This window comes from Streptomyces yangpuensis, from assembly GCF_001005295.1.
GTDB classification, from domain to species: Bacteria; Actinomycetota; Actinomycetes; order Streptomycetales; family Streptomycetaceae; genus Streptomyces; species Streptomyces yangpuensis.
Genome location: NZ_LBMK01000002.1, coordinates 876,123 through 900,531, shown reverse-complemented (window position 1 = coordinate 900,531; position 24,409 = coordinate 876,123). Strand labels below are relative to the sequence as shown.

At 72.0% G+C, this 24,409-nt stretch carries 21 protein-coding genes, 3 pseudogenes and 1 riboswitch; of the genes and pseudogenes, 10 read left to right on the top strand and 14 right to left on the bottom strand.

Annotation, left to right across the window (positions count from 1 at the left end; all coding sequences use genetic code 11):
* Positions 1-60: 60 nt before the first annotated feature.
* Entirely contained in the window at positions 61-717 is a 657-nt protein-coding gene (locus AAT21_RS09425; RefSeq protein WP_107081232.1) for an AAA family ATPase, read from the bottom strand.
* Between the two features lie 205 nt (positions 718-922).
* A riboswitch (glycine riboswitch) is annotated at positions 923-1,026 on the top strand.
* A gap of 171 nt (positions 1,027-1,197) precedes the next feature.
* Here AAT21_RS09425 and gcvT point away from each other — a divergent pair.
* The 5 genes from gcvT (at position 1,198) to AAT21_RS09400 (ending at position 6,562) form a co-directional block, all read left to right on the top strand.
* Complete coding sequence (gcvT, locus tag AAT21_RS09420) at positions 1,198-2,313, top strand: glycine cleavage system aminomethyltransferase GcvT (RefSeq protein ID WP_046776233.1); 1,116 nt, start codon at positions 1,198-1,200, stop codon at positions 2,311-2,313.
* A gap of 103 nt (positions 2,314-2,416) precedes the next feature.
* Positions 2,417-2,797, top strand: a complete 381-nt coding sequence (gene gcvH / locus AAT21_RS09415) for a glycine cleavage system protein GcvH (RefSeq protein ID WP_030846773.1) — start codon at positions 2,417-2,419, stop codon at positions 2,795-2,797.
* Between the two features lie 15 nt (positions 2,798-2,812).
* Positions 2,813-4,069 (top strand): serine hydroxymethyltransferase, encoded by a 1,257-nt coding sequence (glyA, locus tag AAT21_RS09410; RefSeq protein ID WP_046776232.1) that lies wholly within the window; start codon positions 2,813-2,815, stop codon positions 4,067-4,069.
* Between the two features lie 469 nt (positions 4,070-4,538).
* Complete coding sequence (locus AAT21_RS09405) at positions 4,539-5,921, top strand: L-serine ammonia-lyase (RefSeq protein WP_046776231.1); 1,383 nt, start codon at positions 4,539-4,541, stop codon at positions 5,919-5,921.
* A 140-nt stretch (positions 5,922-6,061) separates the two neighbouring features.
* A complete protein-coding gene (locus AAT21_RS09400) occupies positions 6,062-6,562 on the top strand; it encodes an AMIN-like domain-containing (lipo)protein (protein WP_046776230.1) in 501 nt (166 codons plus the stop codon).
* A gap of 46 nt (positions 6,563-6,608) precedes the next feature.
* Here AAT21_RS09400 and AAT21_RS09395 read toward each other — a convergent pair.
* Positions 6,609-6,884 (bottom strand): annotated as a pseudogene (locus tag AAT21_RS09395) (dihydrofolate reductase family protein); the annotation flags it as partial.
* A gap of 221 nt (positions 6,885-7,105) precedes the next feature.
* On the opposite strand from AAT21_RS09395, the gene AAT21_RS09390 reads away from it, so the two are divergent.
* Entirely contained in the window at positions 7,106-7,663 is a 558-nt protein-coding gene (locus AAT21_RS09390; RefSeq protein ID WP_046776229.1) for a PadR family transcriptional regulator, read from the top strand.
* A 69-nt stretch (positions 7,664-7,732) separates the two neighbouring features.
* On the opposite strand, the gene AAT21_RS09385 is transcribed toward AAT21_RS09390, so the two are convergent.
* The 10 genes from AAT21_RS09385 to AAT21_RS09340 all read right to left on the bottom strand — a co-directional run bounded on the left by AAT21_RS09385 (position 7,733) and on the right by AAT21_RS09340 (position 18,699).
* The gene (locus tag AAT21_RS09385; protein ID WP_046776228.1) at positions 7,733-7,945 is read right to left on the bottom strand and encodes an EF-hand domain-containing protein; all 213 of its coding nucleotides are present in this window, start codon (positions 7,943-7,945) and stop codon (positions 7,733-7,735) included.
* Positions 7,946-8,032: 87 nt separating this feature from the next.
* The gene (locus AAT21_RS09380) at positions 8,033-9,220 is read right to left on the bottom strand and encodes a YncE family protein (RefSeq protein ID WP_046776227.1); all 1,188 of its coding nucleotides are present in this window, start codon (positions 9,218-9,220) and stop codon (positions 8,033-8,035) included.
* Positions 9,217-10,026 (bottom strand): polysaccharide deacetylase family protein, encoded by an 810-nt coding sequence (locus AAT21_RS09375; protein WP_235438727.1) that lies wholly within the window; start codon positions 10,024-10,026, stop codon positions 9,217-9,219. The genes AAT21_RS09380 and AAT21_RS09375 overlap by 4 nt, the downstream gene beginning before the upstream one ends.
* Positions 10,027-10,389: 363 nt before the next feature.
* A complete protein-coding gene (locus AAT21_RS09370; RefSeq protein ID WP_030961322.1) occupies positions 10,390-10,902 on the bottom strand; it encodes an ATP-binding protein in 513 nt (170 codons plus the stop codon).
* A 244-nt stretch (positions 10,903-11,146) separates the two neighbouring features.
* A complete protein-coding gene (locus AAT21_RS09365) occupies positions 11,147-11,914 on the bottom strand; it encodes an enoyl-CoA hydratase/isomerase family protein (protein ID WP_046776226.1) in 768 nt (255 codons plus the stop codon).
* A 126-nt stretch (positions 11,915-12,040) separates the two neighbouring features.
* Positions 12,041-13,282 (bottom strand): L,D-transpeptidase, encoded by a 1,242-nt coding sequence (locus AAT21_RS09360; RefSeq protein WP_046776225.1) that lies wholly within the window; start codon positions 13,280-13,282, stop codon positions 12,041-12,043.
* Positions 13,283-13,405: 123 nt separating this feature from the next.
* Positions 13,406-14,113 carry a L,D-transpeptidase family protein gene (locus AAT21_RS09355; RefSeq protein WP_046776224.1) on the bottom strand — a complete coding sequence of 236 codons (708 nt, stop codon included), beginning with the start codon at positions 14,111-14,113 and terminating at the stop codon, positions 13,406-13,408.
* Positions 14,114-14,210: 97 nt separating this feature from the next.
* Positions 14,211-15,062, bottom strand: coding sequence for an MSCRAMM family protein (locus AAT21_RS09350; RefSeq protein WP_157879657.1), 852 nt, complete (start codon positions 15,060-15,062; stop codon positions 14,211-14,213).
* Between the two features lie 30 nt (positions 15,063-15,092).
* Positions 15,093-17,312 carry a choice-of-anchor A family protein gene (locus tag AAT21_RS38325; RefSeq protein ID WP_052757701.1) on the bottom strand — a complete coding sequence of 740 codons (2,220 nt, stop codon included), beginning with the start codon at positions 17,310-17,312 and terminating at the stop codon, positions 15,093-15,095.
* Between the two features lie 166 nt (positions 17,313-17,478).
* Entirely contained in the window at positions 17,479-18,699 is a 1,221-nt protein-coding gene (locus AAT21_RS09340; RefSeq protein WP_046777197.1) for a L,D-transpeptidase, read from the bottom strand.
* 182 nt (positions 18,700-18,881) lie between these two features.
* Here AAT21_RS09340 and AAT21_RS38735 point away from each other — a divergent pair.
* Together AAT21_RS38735 and AAT21_RS38730 are read left to right on the top strand one after the other, a co-directional pair.
* Positions 18,882-20,252: pseudogene (locus AAT21_RS38735) on the top strand (glycogen debranching protein); the annotation flags it as partial.
* 1 nt (position 20,253) lies between these two features.
* Positions 20,254-21,278: pseudogene (locus AAT21_RS38730) on the top strand (glycogen debranching protein GlgX); the annotation flags it as partial.
* On the opposite strand, the gene AAT21_RS09330 reads toward AAT21_RS38730, so the two are convergent.
* A complete protein-coding gene (locus tag AAT21_RS09330) occupies positions 21,244-21,792 on the bottom strand; it encodes a MarR family winged helix-turn-helix transcriptional regulator (RefSeq protein ID WP_046776222.1) in 549 nt (182 codons plus the stop codon). The pseudogene AAT21_RS38730 and the gene AAT21_RS09330 sit on opposite strands and share 35 nt — an antisense overlap.
* Before the next feature lie 83 nt (positions 21,793-21,875).
* On the opposite strand from AAT21_RS09330, the gene AAT21_RS09325 reads away from it, so the two are divergent.
* Positions 21,876-23,078, top strand: a complete 1,203-nt coding sequence (locus tag AAT21_RS09325) for an MFS transporter (protein WP_046776221.1) — start codon at positions 21,876-21,878, stop codon at positions 23,076-23,078.
* A 34-nt stretch (positions 23,079-23,112) separates the two neighbouring features.
* Positions 23,113-23,835, top strand: coding sequence for a CDP-alcohol phosphatidyltransferase family protein (locus AAT21_RS09320; protein ID WP_046777195.1), 723 nt, complete (start codon positions 23,113-23,115; stop codon positions 23,833-23,835).
* On the opposite strand, the gene AAT21_RS09315 is transcribed toward AAT21_RS09320, so the two are convergent.
* Positions 23,816-24,304, bottom strand: a complete 489-nt coding sequence (locus AAT21_RS09315) for an adenylyltransferase/cytidyltransferase family protein (protein WP_046777194.1) — start codon at positions 24,302-24,304, stop codon at positions 23,816-23,818. The genes AAT21_RS09320 and AAT21_RS09315 overlap by 20 nt on opposite strands.
* Positions 24,305-24,409 lie beyond the last annotated feature (105 nt).

The window sequence follows — 24,409 nt, the reverse complement described above, 5'->3', positions numbered from 1 at the left end:
GTGTCGCCCCGCAGGGTACCGGCCCCGGGGCGGGCGCCGCCGCCGGGGCTGCGGCTGCGGTCAGTCGGGGAAGCCGATTCCCGTCACGGCGGCGGCCGAGCGGCGGTCCAGCAGGGTCGCCGAGGCGCAGCCGGCGGGCGGGCGGCCCGCCTCGGCGTCGCGCAGCAGGCGGCCGACGGCGCCGCGGTGGCGGGCGAAGGCGTACGCGGACACCCCGCGGCCCCGCGCGGCCTGCCCGGAGAGGGCCTCCTCGGGGCTGCTGTCCAGGAGGACGAGGTGCAGTGCCCGGCCCCGGCGGCGGGCGGCCGCGGCGAGCAGGCCGCGCACCCAGCTCTGGGTGCCGCAGTCGTGGACGACCACGGAGGCGCCGGAGCGCAGGATCCGGTACAGCCCCCAGTAGTGGGCGGCGCGCACCAGCGGGCGGTAGACCGCGTACGGCAGCCCGGCGGGCATCCGGCGCTCCCAGCGCTCCCGGGCGTCCTGGGAGTCGACGGCCCCGCCCTCCGGCGCGGCCCGCTTGATCAGCGTGCTCTTGCCGCCGCCGGGCAGCCCGGACACGACGACGATGTCGCCCTCGGCGAAGCCGAGCCGCCGGGGTCCGCGCAGCGCCGGGCCGCGCAGGTCGCGTACGAGGCCGAGGCCGTCCGCCGTCCGCCTGCGCTCACGCGCGCCGCGCCGCTGCACCGGCACCGCGTCCACGGTTCCCGTCGTCGTCACCGGTCCGAATCTCCGCACAGTGTTCGCCTCCCCCGAATCGGGTCACCGGGACCCTTCCCCACTGAGTGTAAAGAGACGGTAATCGGCATGTCCGGTTCCGCTCCGCCCGCTCGGATGGGCGTACGAACTTTCGGACCCCGACCCCCGATCACGGACATGCCGTGCAATGATGTGCGCCATCTGGACCAACTGCATACCGGCCGCTTGAATCCGCGCGGGAGAGTCCCGGCACGCCGCAAGGCCGTGCGCGGGCGCCGAAGGAGCAAGAACCTCCCTTGAATCTCTCAGGCCCCGTACCGCGTGGATGAGGCAGATCTGAAAAGCGAGCTGCGCGGCAGCTCCACCCAAGGTGCAAGTCGGGGTGACCGGCGATCGGACGATCGGCGGAACTCTCGGCGAACCTCTCAGGTTCCGATGACAGATGGGGAGGAACGTCCTCGTCATGTCATGTCGATGCCCTGGGACCCGGGAGCCACACCCATGAGCACTGCCCCCCGCCTGACCGCCCTCGATGCGCTGCACCGCTCGCTCGGTGCGACCATGACCGATTTCGCGGGCTGGGACATGCCGCTGCGGTACGCCAGCGAGCGCGACGAGCACAACGCCGTCCGCACGAAGGCCGGTCTCTTCGACCTGTCCCACATGGGCGAGATCACGCTGACCGGCCCGGAGGCCGTCAAGGCCCTGGACTACGCGCTGGTCGGCAACATCTCCACCGTCGGCGTCGGCCGCGCCCGCTACACGCACATCTGCCAGGAGGACGGCGGGATCCTCGACGACCTGATCGTCTACCGCCTCGGCGAGACCGAGTACATGGTCGTCGCCAACGCCTCCAACGCCCAGGTCGTCCTCGACGCCCTGACCGAGCGTGCCGCCGGCTTCGACACCGAGGTCCGCGACGACCGCGACGCCTACGCGCTGATCGCGGTGCAGGGCCCGGAGTCCCCCGGCATCCTGGCCTCGCTCACCGACGCCGACCTCGACGGCCTGAAGTACTACGCCGGCCTGCCGGGCACCGTCGCGGGCGTGCCCGCGCTGATCGCGCGTACGGGCTACACCGGCGAGGACGGCTTCGAGCTGTTCGTCGCCCCCGAGCACGCCGTGGAGCTGTGGCAGGCGCTCACCGAGGCGGGCGAGGGCGTCGGCCTGGTCCCGGCCGGCCTGTCCTGCCGCGACACCCTGCGCCTGGAAGCGGGCATGCCGCTGTACGGGCACGAGCTGACCACCTCCCTGACCCCGTTCGACGCGGGTCTGGGCCGGGTCGTGAAGTTCGAGAAGGAGGGTGACTTCGTCGGCCGCGCCGCCCTGGAGGCCGCCGCCGAGCAGGCCGCGACCAAGGCGCCGCGCAAGCTGGTCGGCCTGATCGCCGAGGGCCGCCGCGTCCCGCGCGCCGGCTTCGCCGTCACCTTCGGCGGAGAGGTCGTCGGCGAGGTCACCTCGGGTGCCCCGTCCCCGACGCTGGGCAAGCCGATCGCGATGGCGTACGTGGACGCGGAGCACGCCGCGCCCGGCACCTCCGGCGTCGGCGTCGACATTCGCGGTACGCATGAGCCGTACGAGGTCGTGGCGCTGCCGTTCTACAAGCGGCAGAAGTAACCCTCCGCGCACGACGTCCGCCGTGCGGGTACCCGCACGGCTCCGTCTCAGTACCCAAGACCGCAGTTCGTATCCACTCCCCCGCATCCAGGAGAATCAGGCCATGAGCAACCCCGAGAAGCTGCGTTACACCAAGGAGCACGAGTGGCTGTCGGACGTCGTGGACGGCGTCGCGACGGTCGGCATCACGGAGTTCGCGGCCAACGCGCTCGGTGACGTCGTCTACGCCCAGCTCCCCGAGGTCGGCGACACCGTGACCGAGGGCGAGACCTGCGGCGAGCTGGAGTCGACCAAGTCGGTCAGCGACCTGTACTCCCCGGTCTCCGGTGAGATCGTCGAGGCCAACCAGGACGTCGTCGACGACCCGGCGCTCGTGAACACCGCCCCGTTCGAGGGCGGCTGGCTGTTCAAGGTCCGTCTCTCCGAGGAGCCCAAGGACGCGCTCTCCTTCGAGGAGTACACCAAGCTCACCGCCGGTAACTGACCCCAGGGGACCCTGATGTCTGTACTGAACACCCCTCTCCACGAGCTCGACCCCGACGTCGCCGCCGCCGTCGACGCGGAGCTCGTGCGCCAGCAGTCCACCCTGGAGATGATCGCGTCGGAGAACTTCGCTCCGGTCGCCGTCATGGAGGCCCAGGGCTCGGTCCTCACCAACAAGTACGCCGAGGGCTACCCGGGACGCCGCTACTACGGCGGCTGCGAGCACGTCGACGTGGTCGAGCAGATCGCGATCGACCGCATCAAGGCGTTGTTCGGCGCCGAGGCCGCGAACGTCCAGCCGCACTCCGGTGCGCAGGCGAACGCCGCCGCGATGTTCGCGCTGCTCAAGCCGGGCGACACGATCATGGGCCTGAACCTGGCCCACGGCGGTCACCTGACCCACGGCATGAAGATCAACTTCTCCGGCAAGCTCTACAACGTGGTCCCGTACCACGTGGACGAGTCCGGCGAGGTGGACATGGCCGAGGTCGAGCGCCTCGCCAAGGAGTCCAAGCCGCAGCTGATCGTCGCGGGCTGGTCCGCCTACCCGCGCCAGCTCGACTTCGCCGCCTTCCGCCGCATCGCGGACGAGGTCGGCGCGTACCTGATGGTCGACATGGCGCACTTCGCCGGCCTGGTCGCCGCGGGTCTGCACCCCAACCCGGTGCCGCACGCCCACGTCGTGACCACCACCACGCACAAGACCCTCGGCGGTCCGCGCGGCGGTGTCATCCTGTCGACGCAGGAACTGGCCAAGAAGATCAACTCCGCGGTCTTCCCCGGTCAGCAGGGCGGCCCGCTGGAGCACGTGATCGCGGCCAAGGCCGTCTCCTTCAAGGTCGCGGCCTCGCCCGAGTTCAAGGAGCGCCAGGAGCGCACCCTGGAGGGCGCGAAGATCCTCGCCGCCCGTCTGGTCCAGGACGACGTCAAGGCCGTGGGCGTGGACGTCCTCACCGGCGGCACCGACGTGCACCTGGTCCTGGTCGACCTGCGCAACTCCGAGCTGGACGGCCAGCAGGCCGAGGACCGCCTCCACGAGGTCGGCATCACGGTCAACCGCAACGCCATCCCGAACGACCCGCGGCCGCCGATGGTCACCTCGGGTCTGCGGATCGGTACGCCGGCGCTGGCCACCCGCGGTTTCGACGCCGAGGCCTTCACCGAGGTCGCCGAGATCATCGCGCAGGCGCTGAAGCCGACGTACGACGCCGATGGCCTCAAGGCGCGCGTCTCGGCGCTCGCCGCGAAGTTCCCGCTGTACCCCTCGCTCTAGGCTAGGCCCTGTCGTCAAAGTCCCGCCTGGCCCGCGGCGCCCGGCACCGCACCTCGCCGCGTTGTCGGGGCGCCCAAGTACGTCCAGTACTCGGGCGCCCCTCCGCCTTGCGAGGCTTCCCCTCGGCCCTGCGGGCCTGGGGAGACCCCATGGCACCGGACACCGCGGGCCTGACCGGCGCTACTTTGACGACAGAACCCAGCGGTGGGCATGGAAGGGCCCGGCCTGGTCACCGCACAGGGCCGGGCCCTTCCCCCTTTGCCCGCTCCCCTTCACCCCTTTCCCCATGTCTCCGGGGGGTGCGGCCACCGGCCCCGGCCCCGGCCCGCCACATCGGCGTAACGCTTCCCACTCCTTCCGGCAGCCGGGTCGTTCACCGCGCCGCGATAAGCTCGTCTGTCGGACATAGTCCGAACAATCCCCCTCCTGCCCCCTCCCACCCCACGAGCAGACAAGGGAGTCCGCCACCGTGGCCATCTCCGTCTTCGACCTCTTCTCCATCGGCATCGGTCCCTCCTCCTCCCACACGGTCGGTCCGATGCGCGCCGCCCGCATGTTCGTGACGCGGCTGAAGAAGGACGGTGTGCTCGCCCAGACGGCCTCCGTGCGGGCCGAGCTCTTCGGTTCCCTCGGCGCGACCGGCCACGGCCACGGCACGCCCAAGGCGGTGCTGCTGGGCCTGGAAGGCCACTCCCCCCGCACCGTGGACGTGGAGACCGCCGACGACGAGGTGGAGCGCATCCGCAAGAGCGGCCGCCTGCGCCTGCTGGGCGCGGAGATAGGCGAGGGCCACGAGATCGCCTTCGACGAGCCGAACCAGCTGATCCTGCACCGCCGGCGCTCCCTGCCGTACCACGCGAACGGCATGACGCTCTTCGCGTACGACGAGGCCGGCACGCCGCTGCTGGAGAAGACCTACTACTCGGTCGGCGGCGGCTTCGTCGTGGACGAGGACGCGGTCGGCGAGGACCGGATCAAGCTCGACGACACGGTGCTGAAGTACCCCTTCCGCTCCGGTGACGAGATGCTGCGCCTCGCGAACGAGACCGGCCTGTCGATCTCCTCCCTGATGCTGGAGAACGAGAAGGCCTGGCGCACGGAGGAGGAGATCCGCGAGGGCCTCCTGGAGATCTGGCGCGTCATGCAGTCCTGCGTCTCGCGCGGCATGTCCCGCGAGGGCATCCTCCCCGGCGGCCTGCGGGTCAAGCGCCGCGCCGCCTCCACGGCGCGCCAGCTGCGCACCGAGGGCGACCCGATGATGCACCGCAGCGAGTGGACGACGATCTACGCGATGGCGGTCAACGAGGAGAACGCGGCCGGCGGCCGTGTCGTCACCGCGCCCACCAACGGCGCGGCGGGCGTCCTCCCGGCCGTCCTGCACTACTACATGAACTTCGTCCCGGGCGCGGACGAGGACGGCGTGGTCCGCTTCCTCCTGGCCGCGGGCGCGATCGGCATGCTGTTCAAGGAGAACGCCTCGATCTCCGGCGCCGAGGTCGGCTGCCAGGGCGAGGTGGGCTCGGCCTGCTCGATGGCGGCCGGCGCCCTCGCCGAGGTCCTGGGCGGCACCCCGGAGCAGGTCGAGAACGCCGCCGAGATCGGCATGGAGCACAACCTGGGCCTGACCTGCGACCCGGTCGGCGGCCTGGTCCAGATCCCCTGCATCGAGCGCAACGGCATGGCCGCGGTCAAGGCCGTCACCGCCGCCAAGATGGCGATGCGCGGCGACGGCTCCCACAAGGTCTCCCTCGACAAGGTCATCAAGACCATGAAGGAGACCGGCGCCGACATGAAGATCAAGTACAAGGAGACCGCCCGCGGCGGCCTCGCGGTCAACGTCATCGAGTGCTGACCGCACACGCGTGACGCTTCGGGGGCCGGGCGGCGTACGCCCGGCCCCCGCTGCGTTCCCGGTGGGCGGAACCGGGGGGTCCGCCATGGCGTCCCAGGATGTGCCATCAGTCCCCGTCTCTCGAGAATCGAGGGGACATCATGATCCACACACGTCTCCGGCGGTTCGTGGCTCTGGCCTCCGGCGCGCTGCTCGCCGCCGGACTCGCGTTCGCCTCGCCCGCCTCGGCCTCCTCCCTCGCCTCCACCCAGGTTCCGACCCCGCTCGTCGTGAACGCCCGCTGGGGCGGGCACGCCACGTTCGACCGGATCGTCATCGACCTGCAGGGGTACGCCCCCACGGTGACCGTCACACCCGTCGCGCAGCTCGTGTACGACGGGTCCGGAAAGCCCGTCCCGCTGGCCGGGAAGCATTTCCTGGAGATCCGCCTCAACCCCGCCGCCGCGCACAACGACGCGGGCGAGAGCGTCTACCACGGCCCCAAGCTGCAGAAGATCTACCTCAGCAAGCTCAAGGGGCTCGCCATGACCGGCGACTACGAGGGGTACGTGACCTTCGGCGCCGCCTTCGACACCGTCCCCTACTACCGCGCCTACAGCCTGCACTCGCCCGAGCGGTTCGTCGTGGACATCGCGCACTGAACCGGCGGCCCGGGGCCTCGTACGCCCCGGGCCGGCCGGGGGCGTGTCACCGGCGCCAGAACAGGTGGTGCGTCACGCCGCTCGGGCTGGGCACGACCTCCAGACGGAAGCGGTCGAGCAGTTCCCCGGGCGATTCCCACAGCCGTACCCCGGAGCCGATCTCCACCGGCGCGACCGCCACGTGCAGGGTGTCGACGAGGCCTGCGTCGAGGAACTCCCGGATGGTGGTGGCCCCGCCGCCGAGCCGGACGTCCTTGCCCCGCGCCGCTTCCCTGGCCGCCGCGAGGACGGCGGCCGGGTCGTCGTCGACGAAGTGGAAGGAGGCCGAATCCGTCGCGCGAGACGGTGAAGTTCTGGACCCTCAGCAGCTGCTCCACGGGCTTCCTCCAGTCGTGTCGTCCCCCGAAGGCCTGGAGACCGTCCGGGGCGGAGACCAGCGTGCGCAGCCCGCGGGGCGGGCGCCGGCGGGCCTGGCCCGTACGGGGGCGGCCGGGGTGGGAGAGGGTCGCGCCGGCCGGGTCCCCGCAAACCTAGGATGACGGCATGTCCCTGCCGCACGCCATCCTCACCGCCCTGCTCGAGAAGCCCTCGTCCGGGCTGGAGCTGACCCGGCGGTTCGACAAGTCGATCGGGTACTTCTGGTCGGCGACGCACCAGCAGATCTACCGCGAGCTGGGACGGCTGGAGGAGGCCGGGCTGATCCGGGCGCTGCCCAGCGAGGTGCCCGTGCGGGGGCAGAAGAAGGAGTACGAGGTGCTGCCCGCGGGCGGCGCGGAGCTGGCCCGGTGGGTCGCGGAGAGCCAGGACCCCAAGCCGATGCGCGATCCGCTGCTGCTGCGGATCCGGGCGGCGGGCGTCGTGGGGCCGCAGGGGCTCGGCCCCGAGCTGCGGCGCCATCTGGACCTGCACCGGCGCCAGCTGGCGCAGTACGAGGCCATCGAGGCGAAGGACTTCCCGCCGGGGCGCGACGCCGTGGAGGACCGGCTGCGCCGGCTCGTCCTGCACGGCGGGATCGCCCTGGAGACGTTCTGGCTGACCTGGCTGGAGGAGGCCCTCGCCGAGGTCGGTGACATGGAGGACGGGTCCGGGCCGAGCGCCTGACGCGCTCCGGCACGGCCTGACGCGCGCTGCCGCCCGGGGCCCGCGGGCCCCGGGCGGCAGCGCGGGGGACTACTTGTTCAGGGAGGCCCAGAACTCGTCGAAGCTCAGCAGGTTGTCGCCGTTGGCGTCCTTGGAGGCGACGACGGAGTCCGCGACGGCCGGGGACACGTGGGCGTCGCCCATGGCGCGCATCGCGGCGCTGTACTCGTCGGCCGTGATGAAGCCGTCACCGTTCACGTCGAACCTGTCGAACGTAGCCCGTGCGCTCTCGATGTCCGCCACTGGGTCCACCCCTTCTTGGTGCTTGTTGACCGGCCCAGCGTAACGGCACCCCGGGCGGGCGGGACCCCCCGGGTCCCGGGGCACCGTCTAGCGGAAGATCCCGGTGTGGCCGAGCGAGTAGCGGCCGGGCTGCGGGTACACCGCGAGGCCGTGGGGGCCGCCGCCCACCGGGATCCGGGCGAGCTGCTTGCCGGTCACGGTGTCGATCGCGTACACCTCGGAGTTGTAGCGGCCGGACAGCCACAGCACCTTGCCGTCGGCGGAGACGCCGCCCATGTCGGGGCTGCCGCCGTCCGGCAGCGTCCACTTCTTGGTGAGCTTCTTCTGGGGGAAGTTGTAGACGGAGACGGTGCCCTCGCCGCGGTTGGAGACGTACATCTCCTTGGAGTCGCGGCTCACGTAGAGGCCGTGGCAGCCCTCGCCGGTGGGCAGCAGCTTGGGGGTCTCGAAGGTGTCGCCGCTGAGCACCCACATGCCGTGCGCCATCATGTCGGCGACGAAGAAGGTCTTGCCGTCCGGGGAGACCTTGACGTCCTGCGGCATCGCGCCCTCGAAGGGCAGCTTCTGCTGGCCGACGACCTCCATCCGCTCGGTGTCCACCTTGAGGAGTTCGCCGGAGAACTCGCAGCTGACGATGAAGTAGCGGCCGTCGGCGGAGAAGTCGGCGTGGTTGACGCCGTAGCAGGTCACCGGGACGGTCTTCACGCGGTCCATGGTGTGGGGGTCGCGGAAGACCAGTTCCTTGTCCATCGAGGCCATGACGATCGCGTACTTGCCGTTGGGCGTGAAGTACAGGTTGTACGGGTCGTGCACCTCGACGGGCTTGCCGGCCTCGCCGGTCGCGGGGTTGATCGGGGTGAGCGTGTGGCCCCGGTTGTTGTTGACCCACAGGGTCTTCAGGTCCCAGGAGGGCACGACGTGCTGGGGCTGGACCCCGACCGGGATGGTGTCGATGACCTTGTAGGTCGCGGGGTCGATGACGGACACCGTGTTGGAGTTGGTGTTCGGCACGTAGACGCGGGACGGGAAGTCCTTCACCACCGGGGAGAGCTTGCCCGGCCGGTCCGCCGCGTAGACGTCGTTGGGGTCCAGCAGGGGCGGCATGCCCGGGAGTCCGGGCGGGGCGGCCGGTTGGGCCTTGACCGGCCCGGCCGGGCCCTCGGTGCCGAGCGCCTCGGCGGATTTCCTGTCTGCCGATCCGCAGCCGGAGAGGGCGGCGAGGACCAGACCGGCCAGCAGCACGCCGGCATTCCGGGTCAGGCGGGTGGTCTTCATGGCGTCAGCAGCTCCGTGGTGGTCACCGCGCGCAGCTTGCGGCGCGCGAGTTCTGCGAGGAGGGAAGGCATCGCGTCGACCGTGTCCGCGTAGCCGAAGTGCAGGCTCACCACGGATCCGGGCCGGATCGTCCCGGTGACGGTGCGCAGGACGGCCGCGGCGCCGGGCGAGGTGAAGTCGAGGGAGTCGACGTCGTACGAGAGGACGTGCGGGTAGCCCGCCCGCTGGGCCAGTTTCCGGACGAGCGGTGTCGCGTACTGCGTCCGGGAGGGCCGGAACCAGGTGCCGATGGAGCCGGTGAGCCGCTTGAGGCGCTGGGCGCAGCCGGTGATCTCGGCGTAGGCCTCCGCCTCGGTCATGTCGTTGATCGCGAGGTGGCGCTGGGTGTGGTTGCCGAGTTCGTGTCCGCCGTCGAGGATCCGGCGGGCCATGTCCGGGTGGGCGTCGAGCCAGGTGCCGATGGCCAGTACGGTGACCCGCGCGCCGCCCTTCTCGGCCGCGGCCAGTGCCGCGCGGGCGAGGGCGGGATCGCCGTTGCCGTGGAAGGTGAGGGCGACCCGGTCGCGGTCGCGGGGGCCGTGGCCGATCTCGACGGGCTGCCCGGGGAACCGGCGCGGGGCAGCCGGTGCCGCCCGGGCGGGCTCGGCGGCGCGGGCCGGGCCGGGGGGCGGGGAGGTGGTCCGGGAGGGGTGACGACCCGGGCCGCACCCGGCGGTGAGACCGGCCGTCGCGGCGCCGGCCGCAGCGAGTCCGGCCGCGCGCAGAGCCGCACGCAGGGCCGCGCGGCGGCCTGGATGTGAGAGCACTCGCCCATTTAAGAGGTGGATGACCCGAAAGGTAATGATTGACCCATTTCGGGACGTTCATCGACGGCCTCCGATCGGGCACCCATCCGCCACGTGATCAAGGATTTACTCAGAGCAGTCGATAGTTATTCATGGATTGCGAGGCCAGTGGCCCACCTCACCTAGGATTTAGCTGGAAAGTCTTGGGATTTGCACACTTATGTCCAAGTAGGGACTTTTGGCGTTCGAGCCCTCGTCTGTCATAGTCGAAAGCACGACTTCCCATTGACCCGAGCGAAGTCGCCATGCCGAGGATCACACCCCCTTCGATCCTCGGCACTCCCATGAAGCCCCCGCCCCGCCCCACACGGCGAACCGGGGGCTTCAGGCGTTCTGGCGGTCGGCGACCCGCATCTCGAACCAGGTGATCTTCCCCCGGGGCAGCAGATCGGCGCCCCAGCGGTCGGAGAGCTTGTCGACGAGGAAGAGGCCGCGGCCCGTGGTGTCCAGCTCGTGGACCGGCATCAGACAGGGCAGCCCGCGCGAGGGGTCGCGCACCTCCACCCGGATCCAGCCGCGCCGCCGCAGCATGCGTAAGCCGAAGGAGCGGGCGCCGGTGTGGCGGACCGCGTTGCCGACGAGTTCGGAGACCAGCAGGACGGCGTGCTCGGAGATCTGCGGCGAGAGGCCCCAGAGCCGGATCACCACGCACTGGGTGAGCCGCCGCGCGGTGCCGGCCGACTCGGGCATGGACGGCAAGGTCACTTCGGCCTCGGCCGGGTTGCCGTACAGCTCCAGCGCCTTGAGGCCCTGTTCCTCCTCGACGGCCGCCGTGAGCCGTACCGCCGAAGCACCACCGCGTTGCCGCGGCTGTTCCACACCCTCCAGGCCCGCCATGCACCCATCATGGAGGGCAGGCCCACTCCTCCGGGCCGTTCCACAGGAAAACACCCCCCGGATTCAACCAATCCAAGGGGGTGTTCTGTCATATGCGGGAGGCAACAAGGGGGCCTGAAAACCTGACCTGACCTGGCATGACGCACCGCACGGGAGTGATCACACGGAGTTGATCACTCATTCCGCTTAAGGCTGCCTTAAGGCCTGGCTAATCCACCCCCAGGGAGGACCACCCGCCCACGGCTCAGACGAACTTCGCCTTGCCCGGGCCCTCTTCGACGAAGCTGCGCATGCCGATCTCACGGTCCTCGGTGGCGAACAGGCCCGCGAACCAGTTGCGCTCGATGGTGAGCCCGGTGTCGATGTCCGCCTCCAGACCCGCGTCCACGCACTCCTTCGCGGCGCGCAGCGCGATCGCCGGACCCTGCGCGAGCCGGGCCGCCCAGGCGTGCGCCTGCTCGTACACCTCGGCCGCGGGCACCACCCGGTCGACCAGGCCCAGGGTGAACGCCTCGTCGGCCTTGACCATCCGGCCGGTGAAGATCAGGTCCTTGGCCCGGGAGGGGCCGACCAGCCGGGACAGCCGCTGGGTACCGCCGGCGCCGGGGATCAGGCCGAGCAGGATCTCGGGCTGGCCGAGCTTGGCGTTGTCGGCGGCGATCCGGTAGTCGGCACACAGCGCGAGCTCACAACCACCGCCCAGCGCATAGCCGGTGATCGCGGCGACGACGGGCTTGGGGATGCGGGCGACGGCGGTGAAGGCGTCCTGCAGCGCACGGGACCGGACGACCATCGCCGCGTGGTCCATCGTCTGCATCTCCTTGATGTCCGCGCCCGCCGCGAACACCTTCTCGCCGCCGTAGATGACGACCGCGCGGACGTCCGCCCGGTCGGTCGCCTCCACCGCGAGCTCGCGCAGCCGGTCCTGGGTGGCGATGTCCAGGGCGTTCATGGGCGGCCGGTCCAGGCGGATGGTGCCGACGCCTTCGGAGACTTCGAGAGAGATGGTCATACGGGTCAGGTTAGGGCCCGGGGGGCCGGGGGTCTCCCCCGGACCGGCACAGCACGTGAAGTGGCCCGGTGCCGTGGGTCACAGCACCGGGCCACCCGGATCACGTACGGGGCGTACGCGCGGCGGTTACTTGATCCACTCCGCCCACGGCATGTTCCAGCCGTTGAGCCCGTTGTCCGGGGCGATCTGCTTGTCCTTCGAGTTCTTCACGACGACCACGTCACCGATCAGCGACTCGTCGAAGAACCAGGCCGCGGGCTGCTTGGAGTCGCCCGCGCCGCGGACGTCCTTGAGTCCGATGCAGCCGTGGCTGACGTTCGCCGAGCCGAAGGTGCTGGACGGGGCCCAGTAGTTGCCGTGCACGAACGTGCCCGACTGCGACAGGCGCATGGCGTGCGGGACGTCGGAGATGTCGTACTCGCCCCCGAAGCCGACGGTCGCGCCGTTCATCCGCGTGACCTTGTACTTCTCGCTGATGACCATCTGGCCGTTGTAGGTCGTGGTCGACGGGGCGCCCGCGGTGATCGGGACGTCCTTGAGGACCTGGCCGTCACGGACGACCTGCATGGTGTGCGCGGCCGCGTCGACCGTCGACACCTGGGACCGGCCGATGGTGAAGGTGACGGTGCGGGTCTGCTTGCCGTACACGCCGGGGCGGCCCTCCACTCCGTCGAGGGCGAGCTTGACGGTGACCTTGGTGCCCGCGGCCCAGTAGTTCTCGGGGCGGAAGTCGAGGCGGTCGTTGCCGAACCAGTGGCCCTCGATCGGCACGGCCGGCTCGGCGGTCACGGTGATGGCCTTCTCGACGGCCTCGGGGTTGGTGATGCCACGGGTGAAGTTGATCGAGACCGGCATGCCCACGCCGACGGTCGAGCCGTCCTCGGGCGTGTAGTGACCCACGAAGGTGTTGGTCGGGGTCAGGGTCGTGAAGCTGGTGTCCTTGGCGGACTCCCGGCCGGCCTCGTCCTTGGCGACCGCGTGCACCTTGTACTCGGTGGCCGAGGCCAGGTGGCGGGCCGGCTCCCAGCTCGCGCCGTCGGCGGAGAGCTTGCCCTCGACCGCGTTGCCCTTGGTGTCGGCGACGGTCACCGTGCTGAGCTTGCCGCCGGTGCTCGTGATCTTCAGGACGCCGCTGGTGGCGACCTCCTTGGCGCCGTCGTCGGGCTTGACGTTGACGACGGCCTTCGAAGCCTCGGTACCGGTCTTGCCGCCGCCACCGGCGTTGTCGCTGCCGCTGCCGTTGCTGTTGCCGCCGCCACCGCCGCCGCAGGCGGTGGTGAACAGCAGGGCCGCTCCCAGCAGAAGGGCCGGCAGGCCGGTGCGGGCGCGGCCGCGTATCGGCTGCAGGTTCACTCGTGTTCTCCCCATGTCCCCCGCGCGCGGACAGTCGCGCGCATGTCGACAGGAAATCACACGGGAGGATCACGATGAGCCACGGTCTTGTCACCGTTCCGTCCCAACTGCCGTGAATGGGCCGTGGCGGCTTGCGCGTCAGTCCTCCGTGCCCGGCTTGACGCCCCAGACGTAGACGGCGTCGCCCTCGGTGAGCAGGTCCCACAGGCGCTTCGCGTCCGGTTCGGTGAGGTTGACGCAGCCTGCGGAACCACCGGTTCCGTAGAGGGAGCCGGGTGAACCGTGCAAGGCCTGGCCCCCGTCGAAGAACTGGGCGTGCGGCATGCGCGTGCCGTACAGCGTGGAGACGTGGTCCTTGTTGCGCCAGTACACGTCGTGCCAGCCGGTCCGGGTCTCCTGGTAGTCGCGGCCGGTGCGGATGGGCACGGGCGGGAAGACGACCCGGCTCCCCCGCTGCACCCACAGCAGCTGGCGGTCGAGGTCGATGCACGTGACGCGGTGGTCGCGCTCGGGGCAGTCGCCCGCGGCGTTGGGGTCGGGGCGGGCCTGGACGACGAGCATCGTGCGGTAGGTGGCGACGCCCGGGTAGCCGTCGGCGGGGCTGACGCCGTTCGCGCGCTGGAAGGCGCGGACCGCGTAGCAGTCCGCGGCGGACTGCACCCCGTCGACCGGCCGGCCCACGTGGTCCTCCAGCTCCCGCTGGTAGGGGCCGGTGCCCGCCACGCAGGCGCTCTCCGGTTCCGCCGGCGCGGCCACCGCGGTGGACGGGTGGGTGCCCGCCAGTGCGAGCAGGGCGCCGAGTACGGCCACCCGCGCTATCGGGCCGGTCGCCTGACGTACGGCCATGCGGGCCTCCTCGGGTCTGTGAGCACAACGGTCACAGCCCAGCCAACCCGTGCGGCCGGGGTACGGCTCGCGCTGCTGCGCCGCCGGGGTGAGGAGGTCACTCCGGCGGCGCACCGGCGCGGGCGGCCCGGGGCCCGCGGCCGTCGCGGCGGCCCTGGTCGCCGCCCACCTCGGGGATCCGCTCGGCCCGTCTGGTGGGGACGGTGAGCAGGAGCCGGCGCCCGGACGCGGCGTCCAGCCGCCAGGGGCCGGCCACCGGCTGCTTCGGCATCACGTAGCCCTCGGGGACGTCCTTGGCGACCAGGAAGTACGCGCCGTCGGCGAGCCCTTCGAAGTCGCAGGCGCCGTCGGCGTCGGTGGCACAGCCGGGCCGGACCCGCTGGTCGGCGGCGGTGCCCGCGGTCTGCAGGCCGGTGGTGCCGTCGGTCTCCCGCCACAGTTCGAACACCGCGCCGGGCAGCGGGGCACCGGTCTTCCCGTCCTTCGACCGGACCCGGACCCCGCCGCCGTACGCCGCGTCCCGGCGCCGGTTCGGGACGTTGACGACGAGCCCCTTCCGGGCGGCGTCCTCGCCGAAGTCGAAGCCGGTGAAGGGTTCGTCGGGCGGTTCGTAACCGGCCGGGACGGCGACCTGCACCGCGTAGTAGGTCTCGCCGGTCGCCGGCGCCATGGTGCACAGGCCCTTCGCGTCGGTCACGCAGCCGTGCGCCACCTTCTGGTCGGCGCCCTGACCGGTGCTCTGGAGCCCGGCCCGGTCGTTGGTCTCGCGCCACAGCTCGAACCGGGCTCCGGACAGGGGTGCGCCGGTGTCCAGATCGGTGCTGCGCAGCACCACCTCGGCGGTGCCGGCCGGTGCCGCGGGCGGCGCGGCAAGGGCCGGGGCCGCCGTGGCGAGCACCGCCGCGGCGGCGGGGCCGATGAGCCACACCCTTGTCGTCCTGGCTTTCATGCCGCTCCGTCCGTCGTTCTGGGCAGGGGGTCAGGCCCGGGGTCCCCGGGCGTCCTTCGGGTGCCCGGGGTGCTTCGGCTTGTGGTGGTGCCCGCCGTCACCCTTTCCGTGGCCGTGGTCGCCCTTGCCGTTGCCCTTGCCGTGGTCGCCCTTGCCCTTGCCGTGGCTGTCGCGCTCGTTCCGGAGCGTGACCACGAGCCGCCGGTCCGGGGTGGCGGCGTCCAGCACCAGCGGTCCGGTGACCCGGTCCGCGGGCAGCGCGTAGCCCTCGGGCACGGCCGTCTCGACCAGGTAGTACGAGCCCGCGGGGAACGGACCGAAGTCGCAGACCCCGCCGCGGTCGGTGGCGCAGCCGTCCGCCGCCCTGCGGTCGGCGTTGATGCCGCGCGTCTGCAGGCCCGCGGTGCCGTTGGTCTCCTGCCAGGCCTCGAACACCGCGCCGCGCAGCGGCCGCCCGGTCTTGGCGTCCTGCTTCAGGACCCGGATGGAGCCCTCGTACCGCTCGCTCCTCGTGTTCGGGACGGTGACGACGATGCCGTCCGCCACGTCGCCCCGGGTCAGGTCGAAGCGCGTGACCGGGTTCGCCGGCGGTTCGTATCCGGCCGGGACCGCGGTCTCCCGCCAGTAGTACGTCTGTCCGACCGGGAGTTCCACCGTGCAGGTGCCCCGGGCGTCGGTGACGCAGGCGCCGTCCAGCCGGGTGTCACCGCCCGGGGCGGCGGTCTGGAGGCCGGGGGTGCCGTTGCTCTCCCGCCACAGCTCGAACTGCGCGCCGGGCAGTGCCGCGCCGCTCGCCCCGTCCGTCTTGCGCAGCACCACCCGGGCGCCTGCCGGCGGTTCGGGGCTGCGCCGGTTGTCCGCCTCGTACCGGACTCCGGTCTGCGCGTTCAGGGCGGTCAGGGTCAGCTCGCGGACGGGCTGGGCGGGCAGCTCGTACCCGGGGGGCGCCTGGGTCTCGCGCCAGTAGTACGTGCCGAGCGCGGTGGTCTCCTCGCACAGGCCGCTCGCCGGTGTGGTGCACCGGCTGACCAGGGTGTCGGCGTCCGGGCCGGTGGGCTGGAGGCCCGCCGTGCCGTTGCTCTCCCGCCACAGCTCGAACCGGGCTCCCGCGAGCGGCGCGCCTGTCCCGGCGTCCCGCTTGAGGACGGAGACCGAGCCGGTCACCGGGGCCGGGCCGGCGCAGTCGGGCAGGTCCCCGTTGAAGGGGTAGGCGTGGAACTCCTGGCCGCCGCCCCCGACGGTCTCGCTGCCGTGGGTGACGGAGCCGGTGGTGAAGAAGCGGCCGTTGATGCCGGGCAGGGTGATCGTGGTCTCGGAGCTCTGCTGCCCCATCAGGAAGCTTCCCTGGAACTGGCCGCCGCCGGTCAGCCGTACGGTGGTGGCGTCGGGGAAGTTCCACAGCAGCCGGTCGCGGTAGGCGTTCAGCGGGTCGGTGTCCTGGAGGCCGCCGCTGTAGGTGTTGATGGTGCGGTCGGTGCCCAGGACGTTGACCAGGACGGTGGCCCCGGCCGGGATCCGGTCGAAGCGGATGCCCTGCATGCCGCCGCCGTTGCCGGCCATGTCCGCGTCCACGTTGAAGACCTGGAGCGCGGAGGTGTTGTCGCCGGTGAAGAGGGTCTCGTAGCCCCGGTCGGCGACGGTGCCGGTGGCCGGGCGGAGCTGTCCGCCGACCCGGGCGTAGCACTGGCTGGCGGCGCTGAGCCGGTCGCGCAGTCCGGCGTACGGGGTCACGGCGGCGGGGTCGGGGACCAGGGTTGCGGACACCGAGCCGGTGACGGGGCCCGCGTGGCGGACCACACCGCCGTCGGCGAGCAGGCGTTCGCCCTGGGCGACGGTGACGCCGGCGCCGGTGGTGAGGAAGTCGGCCCCGTCGGGCGGCGGTACGAGCGATCCGGCGCCGACGATCCCGACGTTGTAGCGGCTGTCGCCGCCGGCCACCTTGTCCTGGTCGAAGGCGCCGAGGACGACGAGGCGGCCCTCGGCCTCGGAGGCCCGTCCGCGGACCCGGAAGTCGCCGCCGGCGAAGATGTTGATGCCGTTGTCCCGGCCGCGCAGGACGCCGTCGCTGCCCACCGGCGGGTACGGGTCCGGGCAGCGGCCCGGAACGCAGGGACCGAGCCGGTCGGGCAGCGGCGCCCGGGCCGCCGCCACCGGCCGGTCGGCGCCAGGGCCGGCGGCGACGGCCGTGGGGGCCGCGGCGGCCAGCACGGCGCCGACCGCGAGCCCGAGGGTCCAGTTCCTTGCTGCCATGACGCTCCGTCCGCTTCCCTGCCGCCCGATGTGCCCTGGTGCGCGCTGTTGTGCTCCGATGCGCTTTGACAGGCTGGGGGCAGGGGTCGGCGGTGCGGTGCGCGGACACTCTCCGCTACGGCATTCCGATCACACGAATCACTCTTGTGGGGGGCGCGTGGGCCGTTCAGGCGAGGGCGGAGCCGGCCACCCAGTCCGCCCAGGACATGTTCCAGCCGCCGAGCCCGTTGTCCGCGGCGACCACCTTGTCCTGCGAGTTGACGACCTCGATCACGTCACCGATCAGGGTCCGGTCGAAGAACCAGCCCGCCGGGGTGTCGGAGCCGCCGCCCTTGTCGTCGCGCAGGCCCACGCAGCCGTGGCTCACGTTGGTGCTGCCGAAGGTGTCGGGGCTGGACCAGTAGTTCCCGTGCAGGAAGGTTCCGGAGGAGGTCAGCCGCATGGCGTGGGGGACGTCGGGGATGTCGTACTCTCCGCCGAAGCCCACGGTCTGGCCGTTCATCCGGGTGACGTCGAAGAGCTCCATCACCACCATCTTCCCGTTGTAGGTGGTGGTCTTGGGCGCTCCGGCGCTGATCGGCACGGTCGACAGCAGTTCCCCGTCCCGGCGGACCTCCATGGTGTGGGCGGCCGCGTCCACGGTGGAGATCTGGGAGCGCCCGACGGTGAAGGTGACGGTCTTGGACTGGATACCGTACGAGCCGGGCGCGCCCTCGACATCGCGCAGGGCCATCCGCACGGTGACCTTGGTCCCGGGCTTCCAGTACTGCTTGGGCCGGAAGTCGAGGCGTTCCTTGCCGAACCAGTGGGCGGCGATCTCCACCGCCGGCTCCGCGGTGATCCGGATGGCGCGCTCCACGTCGGCGCGCCGTTCGATGGCGCGGCTGAACTTGAAGGAGACGATCATGCCGGTGCCGACGGTGGAGCGGTTCTCGGGCTTGAAGTAGCCGATGAACCGCTCTTCGGGGACGTAGGTGGTGAAGGTGGTGCGGCGGGCCTGGCGGCGGTTGTGCCCGTCGAGGGCGACGGCGTCCACGGTGTACTTGGCGGCGAGGGCGAGCCGGCCCGCCTGCGGGGTGGGACTCCAGCTGAGCCCGTCGGGGGCGATGGCGCCGGGGACCTCCTCCTGTTGCGCGTCCTCGACCTTGGTCACCACGACCCGTTCCAGCCGCCCCTCGGGCACGGTGACCGTCAGCCGCCCGTCGGCCGGCACGTCCTTGGCGTTGTCGTCGGGGGTGATGCGGATGGCCTCGTCCGGCGAGCGGACTCTGCCGGGGAGCTGGATCTCGACGGGAGACTTGCCGTCCTGGGTGCAGCCCGCCAGCCCGCCCAGCAGGCCCGCCCACACCGCCACGGCGGCCAAGCCCGCCCCTGCCCGCCTCGTCAGAAGTGTCACGTTCCCTCCAACGACCGGGCCCTCCGGGGGAAACGTGAGCGCGGGCCACGTTCCGGGCAGAACTGTCCGGGCAGAACAGTGGGAAGGACCAGACGGGGGCGGGCCCGGGCCGGGACGCCGGGGCCACACATTCCCCTGCCCCCGCCGGTACCGAAGAGCCGTGGAGGCGGGCAGTGTCGAGCGCAGCCGAGCAGGAGGCGGTGGAAGCCGTCAGCAACGCCGTCGGAGCGGTACGGAGCGGACAGGCCGCGCCCGTACCGCACGTCGACGGCGGGCCGGGCGGCCCACTGGGCCGGCAGTCCAACGGGCGGCCGGACGGCCGGACGAACGGCCAGGTCAATGGGCAGGTCAATGGGCAGGCCGCACGGGCACACACACGCCCGGCCCCGGCAGTGTGGCCGGGGTCCTCGCATCCCCTGGGGGCCCGCTTCCACCACGGGCCGGACGGGACCGCGGGCACCAACTTCGCCGTGTGGGCGCAGGGCGCGGAGGCGGTGGAGGTGTGCCTCTTCGACGAGGGCGGGGCCGAGACGGCTTGCGTGCTCACGGAGCTCACGCACGAGATCTGGCACGGTTTCGTGCCGGGCGTGCGCCCGGGGCAGCGGTACGGCTTCCGGGTGCACGGCCGCTGGGATCCCTGGACTGGGGTCCGGCACAATCCGGCGAAGCTGCTCCTGGACCCGTACGCACGGGCCGTCGACGGGGACTTCACACTGCCGCCGGAGGTGTACGGGCACGTCCGGGACTGGCCGCAGCAGTACATCGCGGACACCGTGCGCGACGACCGGGACTCCGCACCGTATCTGCCCAAGGGCGTGGTCGTGCACGATGACGACGACTGGGCGGACGACGTCCGGCCGAAGACCCCCTGGGCCGATTCGGTGATCTACGAGCTGCACGTGCGCGGCTTCACGATGCGCCATCCGGGTGTTCCCGAGGAGCTGCGCGGGACCTACGCGGGCCTGGCCCATCCGGCGGCGGTCGAGCACCTGGTGAAGCTGGGTGTGACGGCGGTCGAGCTGCTGCCGGTGCACCAGTTCGCGCACGAGGACCATCTGCTGCGCAAGGGGCTGCGCAACTACTGGGGCTACAACTCGGTGGGCTACTTCGCCCCGCACGCGGGGTACTCCTCCAGCGGTACGGCCGGGCAGCAGGTCGGTGAGTTCAAGCGGATGGTCCGGGCGCTGCACGCGGCCGGGATCGAGGTGATCCTCGACGTGGTCTACAACCACACGGCGGAGGCCGGCGAGCTGGGGCCCACGCTGTCGCTGCGCGGCTTCGACAACCGGGGCTACTACCGGCTCCAGTCCGACCAGCGGCGGTACGCCGACTACACGGGCTGCGGGAACACCCTGCACGCCGGGCGGCCGCACGTGCTGCGGCTCATCACGGACTCGCTGCGCTATTGGGTCACCGAGATGGGGGTGGACGGCTTCCGCTTCGACCTGGCGGCGGCGCTGGCCCGGTCGATGCACGACGTGGACATGCTGTCGCCGTTCCTGGCGGTGATCGCGCAGGACCCGGTGCTGCGGCGGGGGGAGGTGNGGCGGGTGAAGCTGATCGCCGAGCCGTGGGACGTGGGTTCGGGCGGCTACCAGGTGGGGGCGTTCCCGCCGCTGTGGACGGAGTGGAACGACCGTTACCGGGACGCCGTACGGGACTTCTGGCGGGGCGCGCTGCCCGACGTGCGGGACCTCGGCTACCGGCTGTCGGGGTCGAGCGACCTGTACGCGTGGGGCGGGCGGCGCCCGTACGCCTCGGTGAACTTCGTGACCGCGCACGACGGTTTCACCCTGCGGGACCTGGTGTCCTACGAGCGCAAGCACAACGACGCGAACGGGGAGGCGGGCCGGGACGGGACCAACGACAACCGTTCGTGGAACTGCGGGGCGGAGGGGGAGACGGACGACGCCGGCATCGGGGCGCTCCGGCGCCGGCAGCTGCGCAACCTGCTGACCACCCTGCTGCTGTCGACCGGGGTGCCGATGCTGGTGGCGGGCGACGAGTTCGGGCGCACGCAGGGCGGCAACAACAACGCCTACTGCCAGGACAACGAGACGGGGTGGGTGGACTGGTCGCTGCTGGAGGATCCGGCGTGGCAGTCGCTGTTCGCCCTGACGGCCCGGCTGATCGCGCTGCGCCATGCCCATCCGGTACTGCGGCGGCGGGCGTTCTTCTCGGGGCGGCCGCAGGGCGCGGACGGGCTGCGGGACCTGGCGTGGTTCACGCCGGCGGGCGTGGAGATGACGGAGCGGGACTGGTACGCCCCGGCGGCAGCGCTGGGAATGTACCTGTCGGGGCGGGACATCCCGGGCCGTGACGAGCGGGGCCTGCAGGTGACGGACGACAGCTTCCTCGTGCTGCTGCACACCGGTGACCGGCCGGCGGCGTGGGTGCTGCCGGGGACGCCGTGGGCGGAGGAGTACGAACTGGTCCTGGACACCTCCCTGGAGGAGCAGGCCGCCGTCCCGGGCACCCGGCACCGCGCCGGGGAGACCCTGACCGTGCCGGCCCGCTCGGTGCTGCTGCTGAGGGTCAGCGGGTCTCGACCGCCAGGAGCATCCGCTTGAGGAGCGCGGAGAGCGCGGCGCGGTCGGCGTCGTCGAGGGGCTCGATCATCCCGGCCTCGGCGATGCCGCGCCGACGCATGGCCTCGGTCCACCGCCGGTGGCCCTCCTCGGTGAGCTCCACGTCGACCCGGCGGCGGTCCGCGGCGGCGCGCAGCCGGCGGACCAGACCGGACTTCTCCAAGGTGTCGAGGCGGCCGGTCATCCCGGCCGGGGAGAGGAGCAGTTCGGCGGCGAGTTCGGCGGAGGGGGCCCGCCAGGGTGCGCCACGGGAGGCGAGCCGGTGCATCGTGTCGAACTCGAAGGCCTGGAGCCCCGTCTCGGCGAGGGCCCGCTCCTTGCCGTGCGACACGTGCTTGGCGAGGAGCTGGATACGGGTGATGACGGCTTCGGTGGGCACGTCGAAGGGCACTTTGCCGGTCCACCGGGCGATGTGCCGGTCGACGGAGTCCGCGGGGTCCTCGACGGGTGCTGTTTCCGCCGCCCGCGCCCGGCCCTCGGCCGCCTCTCTGCCCATGCCCGCATTATGTCCCCTTCCCCGCTGAATTCCGGGCCGATATTTCGTTGACGAATGATTCGCCGGCGAAATAACGTCCCCGCATGATCACGCCGATACGGCGGCTGGTCGCCGGCCGCACCTTCGCCGCGTTCGCCTCCGCCCTCGTCCCCACCACCCTCACCCTGGCCCTGCTGCAGACGGGCTCCGCCGGCGACCTGGGCCTCGTACTCTCCAGTGAGCTGCTTCCGATGCTGCTCCTGCTGCCCGTCGCCGGGGTGGCCGCCGACCGGTTCCGGGCCCGGCGGGTGGTGCTGGTGGCCGACCTGGTCCGGGCGGCGGCCCAACTGGCGACCGGGGCCCTGCTCCTGACCGGGCTCGACGGCCGCGTGCCCGAGCTGGCCGCGCTCGCCGCCGTGACCGGAGCCGCGGTGGCGTTCGGCACGCCCGCCGTCCGCACGCTCGTCGCGGCCGCGGTTCCCGAGGAGGGCCGGCTGCGGGTCAACGCCCGGCTCGGGGTGGCCACCGGGCTCGCGAACGTCGCGGCCCCGGCCGCCGCCGGGTCGCTGGCGCTGACCGTGGGCGGGGGCTGGGCCTCCCTGCTCACCGCGGCGCTCTTCGTACTCTCCGCGCTCACCCTCGGCGGCCTGCGCACCACCGCGGCCCCGCGGACCGCGCCGCGCGCCGCCTTCGGCGCGGAGCTGCGCGCGGGCTGGGCCGAGACCCGGCGCCATCCGTGGTTCCTCGCCAACGTGCTGGCCCACGGGGTCTGGCACCTGGCGGCCGGACTGCTCCTCACCCTCGGCCCGGTGATCGCCGCGGAGAGCCTGGGCGGCGAGGCCTCCTGGGTGGTCGTCGCCCAGACCGGCACGGTCGGCATGCTCGCCGGGGTCTGGGCGGCGGGGCGCCTGCCGCTGCGCCGGCCGCTGTTCGGGGTGGCCTTCGGGGCGGCCGCCCAGGCCCTGCCCCTCACCGCCTTCGCGCTGCGCCTGCCCCTGCCCGTGACGGCGGCCGCGTTCGGCTGCGCCATGTTCGGCCTGGGGGTGCTGAGTCCGCTGTGGGAGACGGAGATGCAGCGCCGCATCCCGCTGGAGACCCTGGGCCGGGTCGGCTCCTTCGACACCCTCATCTCGTTCGCCGCCCGCCCGTTGGGGCTGGCGGTGGCGGCCCCGCTGGCCGCCGCCGTCGGGGCGACGGTTCCGCTGCTGGTCGCGGCCGCGCTCAGCGCGGCGGCGAACCTGTCCGTACTGCTGCTTCCGGACGTCCGCAGACATCCGGAACGGAACCGCTCAACTGTACTGCGATGATGTGTTCGACATCGTCGCTGAGGGGAGCCGCTGCATGGGCAGAGTCGGGACCGCGCTGCGGGAACTGCGCGGGGCGCAGAAGTCGGCGAAGGGGGTGTCGCTCTACTCGCGGTTCGTGAACCGGCCCATCGGGCGCTACCTGGCCGCCTGTTCGTACGCCCTCGGACTCACCCCGAACCAGGTGACGCTGATCAGCGCCGCCTTCAGCTTCGCCGCGGTGGCCGCGGTCGCGCTGACCGGACCCTCGTGGGCACTGGGGCTCGCGGTGTGGGCCGCGCTCGCGGTCGGCTTCGCCTTCGACTCGGCCGACGGACAGCTGGCCCGGCTGCGCGGCGGCGGCAGTGCCGCCGGCGAGTGGCTGGACCATGTCGTGGACGCCGCGAAGCTCACGGCGCTCCACTCGTGCGTGCTGATCGCGTTCTACCGGTTCCCCGAGGAGTACGGCACGACGGCCCACGGCTGGCTCCTGGTGCCGCTCGGCTTCCAGTTCGCCGCCGTCGTCACCTTCTTCGGCGGCCTGCTGACCGAGAAGCTCAAGCCCAGGCCCGCTCCGGGAAGCCCCGCCGCCGCGCCGTCCACGCTGCGCGCGGTGGCGCTGCTGCCCGTTGACTACGGGGTGTTCTGCCTGGTGTTCCTGCTGCTCGGCGGCGGAAGGCTGTTCGCCTGGGCGTACGCCGCACTGGGCGTGGTCGCCGCGCTGTTCCTGCTGGCCTTCCTCGCCAAGTGGTTCCGGGAGCTCAGCGCCGTTCGCCGGTGACCTGCCCCGGCGCCGGGGCGGGTTCGGCGAGCGCGTCAAGTGCCCTGCGCAGCTGGGTGCTGGAGGTGTGGACGGTGTAGGGGAAGTAGACGACGTCGACGCCGTGGGCGGCGAAGTCCTTCTCCAGCTTGTCCCCCTTGGGGGTGCCGCGCCAGTCGTCGCCCTTGAAGATGACGTCGAAGCGGACCTGCTTCCAGGTCTCCACCTTGTCCGGGACCGTCTCGACGAAGGCGGCGTCCACGTACTTGACGCTGCGCACGATCTCCAGGCGCTCGACGAGCGGGATCATCGGGCGGCGGCCCTTGGCGAGTTCGGCCATCTCGTCGGAGACCACTCCGGCGACCAGGTAGTCGCACTGACTCCGGGCGTGCCGAAGGATGTTGAGATGCCCGATATGGAACAGGTCGTAGGCACCCGGCGCGTAGCCGACTCGATACGGTCGGCGCGCAGGCGCTCCAATGTCGGACATGTACCGCCCCGTCATCTCTTCATCCCCAGCGGCCACACCCCCCGGTGCAGCGGATTAGCAGACAATAGCGTGCACGTTCCGCATCACGCGGGTGAACGAATAGGG

Bases quoted from the DNA above. Each gene is read 5' to 3' on its own strand.
- AAT21_RS09330 (WP_046776222.1), bottom strand. From the start codon at position 21,792: ATGGGCAGAGAGGCGGCCGAGGGCCGGGCGCGGGCGGCGGAAACAGCA.
- gcvH (WP_030846773.1), top strand. From the start codon at position 2,417: ATGAGCAACCCCGAGAAGCTGCGTTACACCAAGGAGCACGAGTGGCTG.
- AAT21_RS09355 (WP_046776224.1), bottom strand. From the start codon at position 14,113: ATGGCCGTACGTCAGGCGACCGGCCCGATAGCGCGGGTGGCCGTACTC.
- gcvT (WP_046776233.1), top strand. From the start codon at position 1,198: ATGAGCACTGCCCCCCGCCTGACCGCCCTCGATGCGCTGCACCGCTCG.
- AAT21_RS09320 (WP_046777195.1), top strand. From the start codon at position 23,113: ATGGGCAGAGTCGGGACCGCGCTGCGGGAACTGCGCGGGGCGCAGAAG.
- AAT21_RS09365 (WP_046776226.1), bottom strand. From the start codon at position 11,914: ATGACCATCTCTCTCGAAGTCTCCGAAGGCGTCGGCACCATCCGCCTG.
- AAT21_RS09350 (WP_157879657.1), bottom strand. From the start codon at position 15,062: ATGAAAGCCAGGACGACAAGGGTGTGGCTCATCGGCCCCGCCGCCGCG.
- AAT21_RS09390 (WP_046776229.1), top strand. From the start codon at position 7,106: ATGTCCCTGCCGCACGCCATCCTCACCGCCCTGCTCGAGAAGCCCTCG.
- AAT21_RS09315 (WP_046777194.1), bottom strand. From the start codon at position 24,304: ATGTCCGACATTGGAGCGCCTGCGCGCCGACCGTATCGAGTCGGCTAC.
- glyA (WP_046776232.1), top strand. From the start codon at position 2,813: ATGTCTGTACTGAACACCCCTCTCCACGAGCTCGACCCCGACGTCGCC.
- AAT21_RS09360 (WP_046776225.1), bottom strand. From the start codon at position 13,282: ATGGGGAGAACACGAGTGAACCTGCAGCCGATACGCGGCCGCGCCCGC.
- AAT21_RS09380 (WP_046776227.1), bottom strand. From the start codon at position 9,220: ATGAAGACCACCCGCCTGACCCGGAATGCCGGCGTGCTGCTGGCCGGT.
- AAT21_RS09370 (WP_030961322.1), bottom strand. From the start codon at position 10,902: ATGGCGGGCCTGGAGGGTGTGGAACAGCCGCGGCAACGCGGTGGTGCT.
- AAT21_RS38325 (WP_052757701.1), bottom strand. From the start codon at position 17,312: ATGGCAGCAAGGAACTGGACCCTCGGGCTCGCGGTCGGCGCCGTGCTG.
- AAT21_RS09400 (WP_046776230.1), top strand. From the start codon at position 6,062: ATGATCCACACACGTCTCCGGCGGTTCGTGGCTCTGGCCTCCGGCGCG.
- AAT21_RS09325 (WP_046776221.1), top strand. From the start codon at position 21,876: ATGATCACGCCGATACGGCGGCTGGTCGCCGGCCGCACCTTCGCCGCG.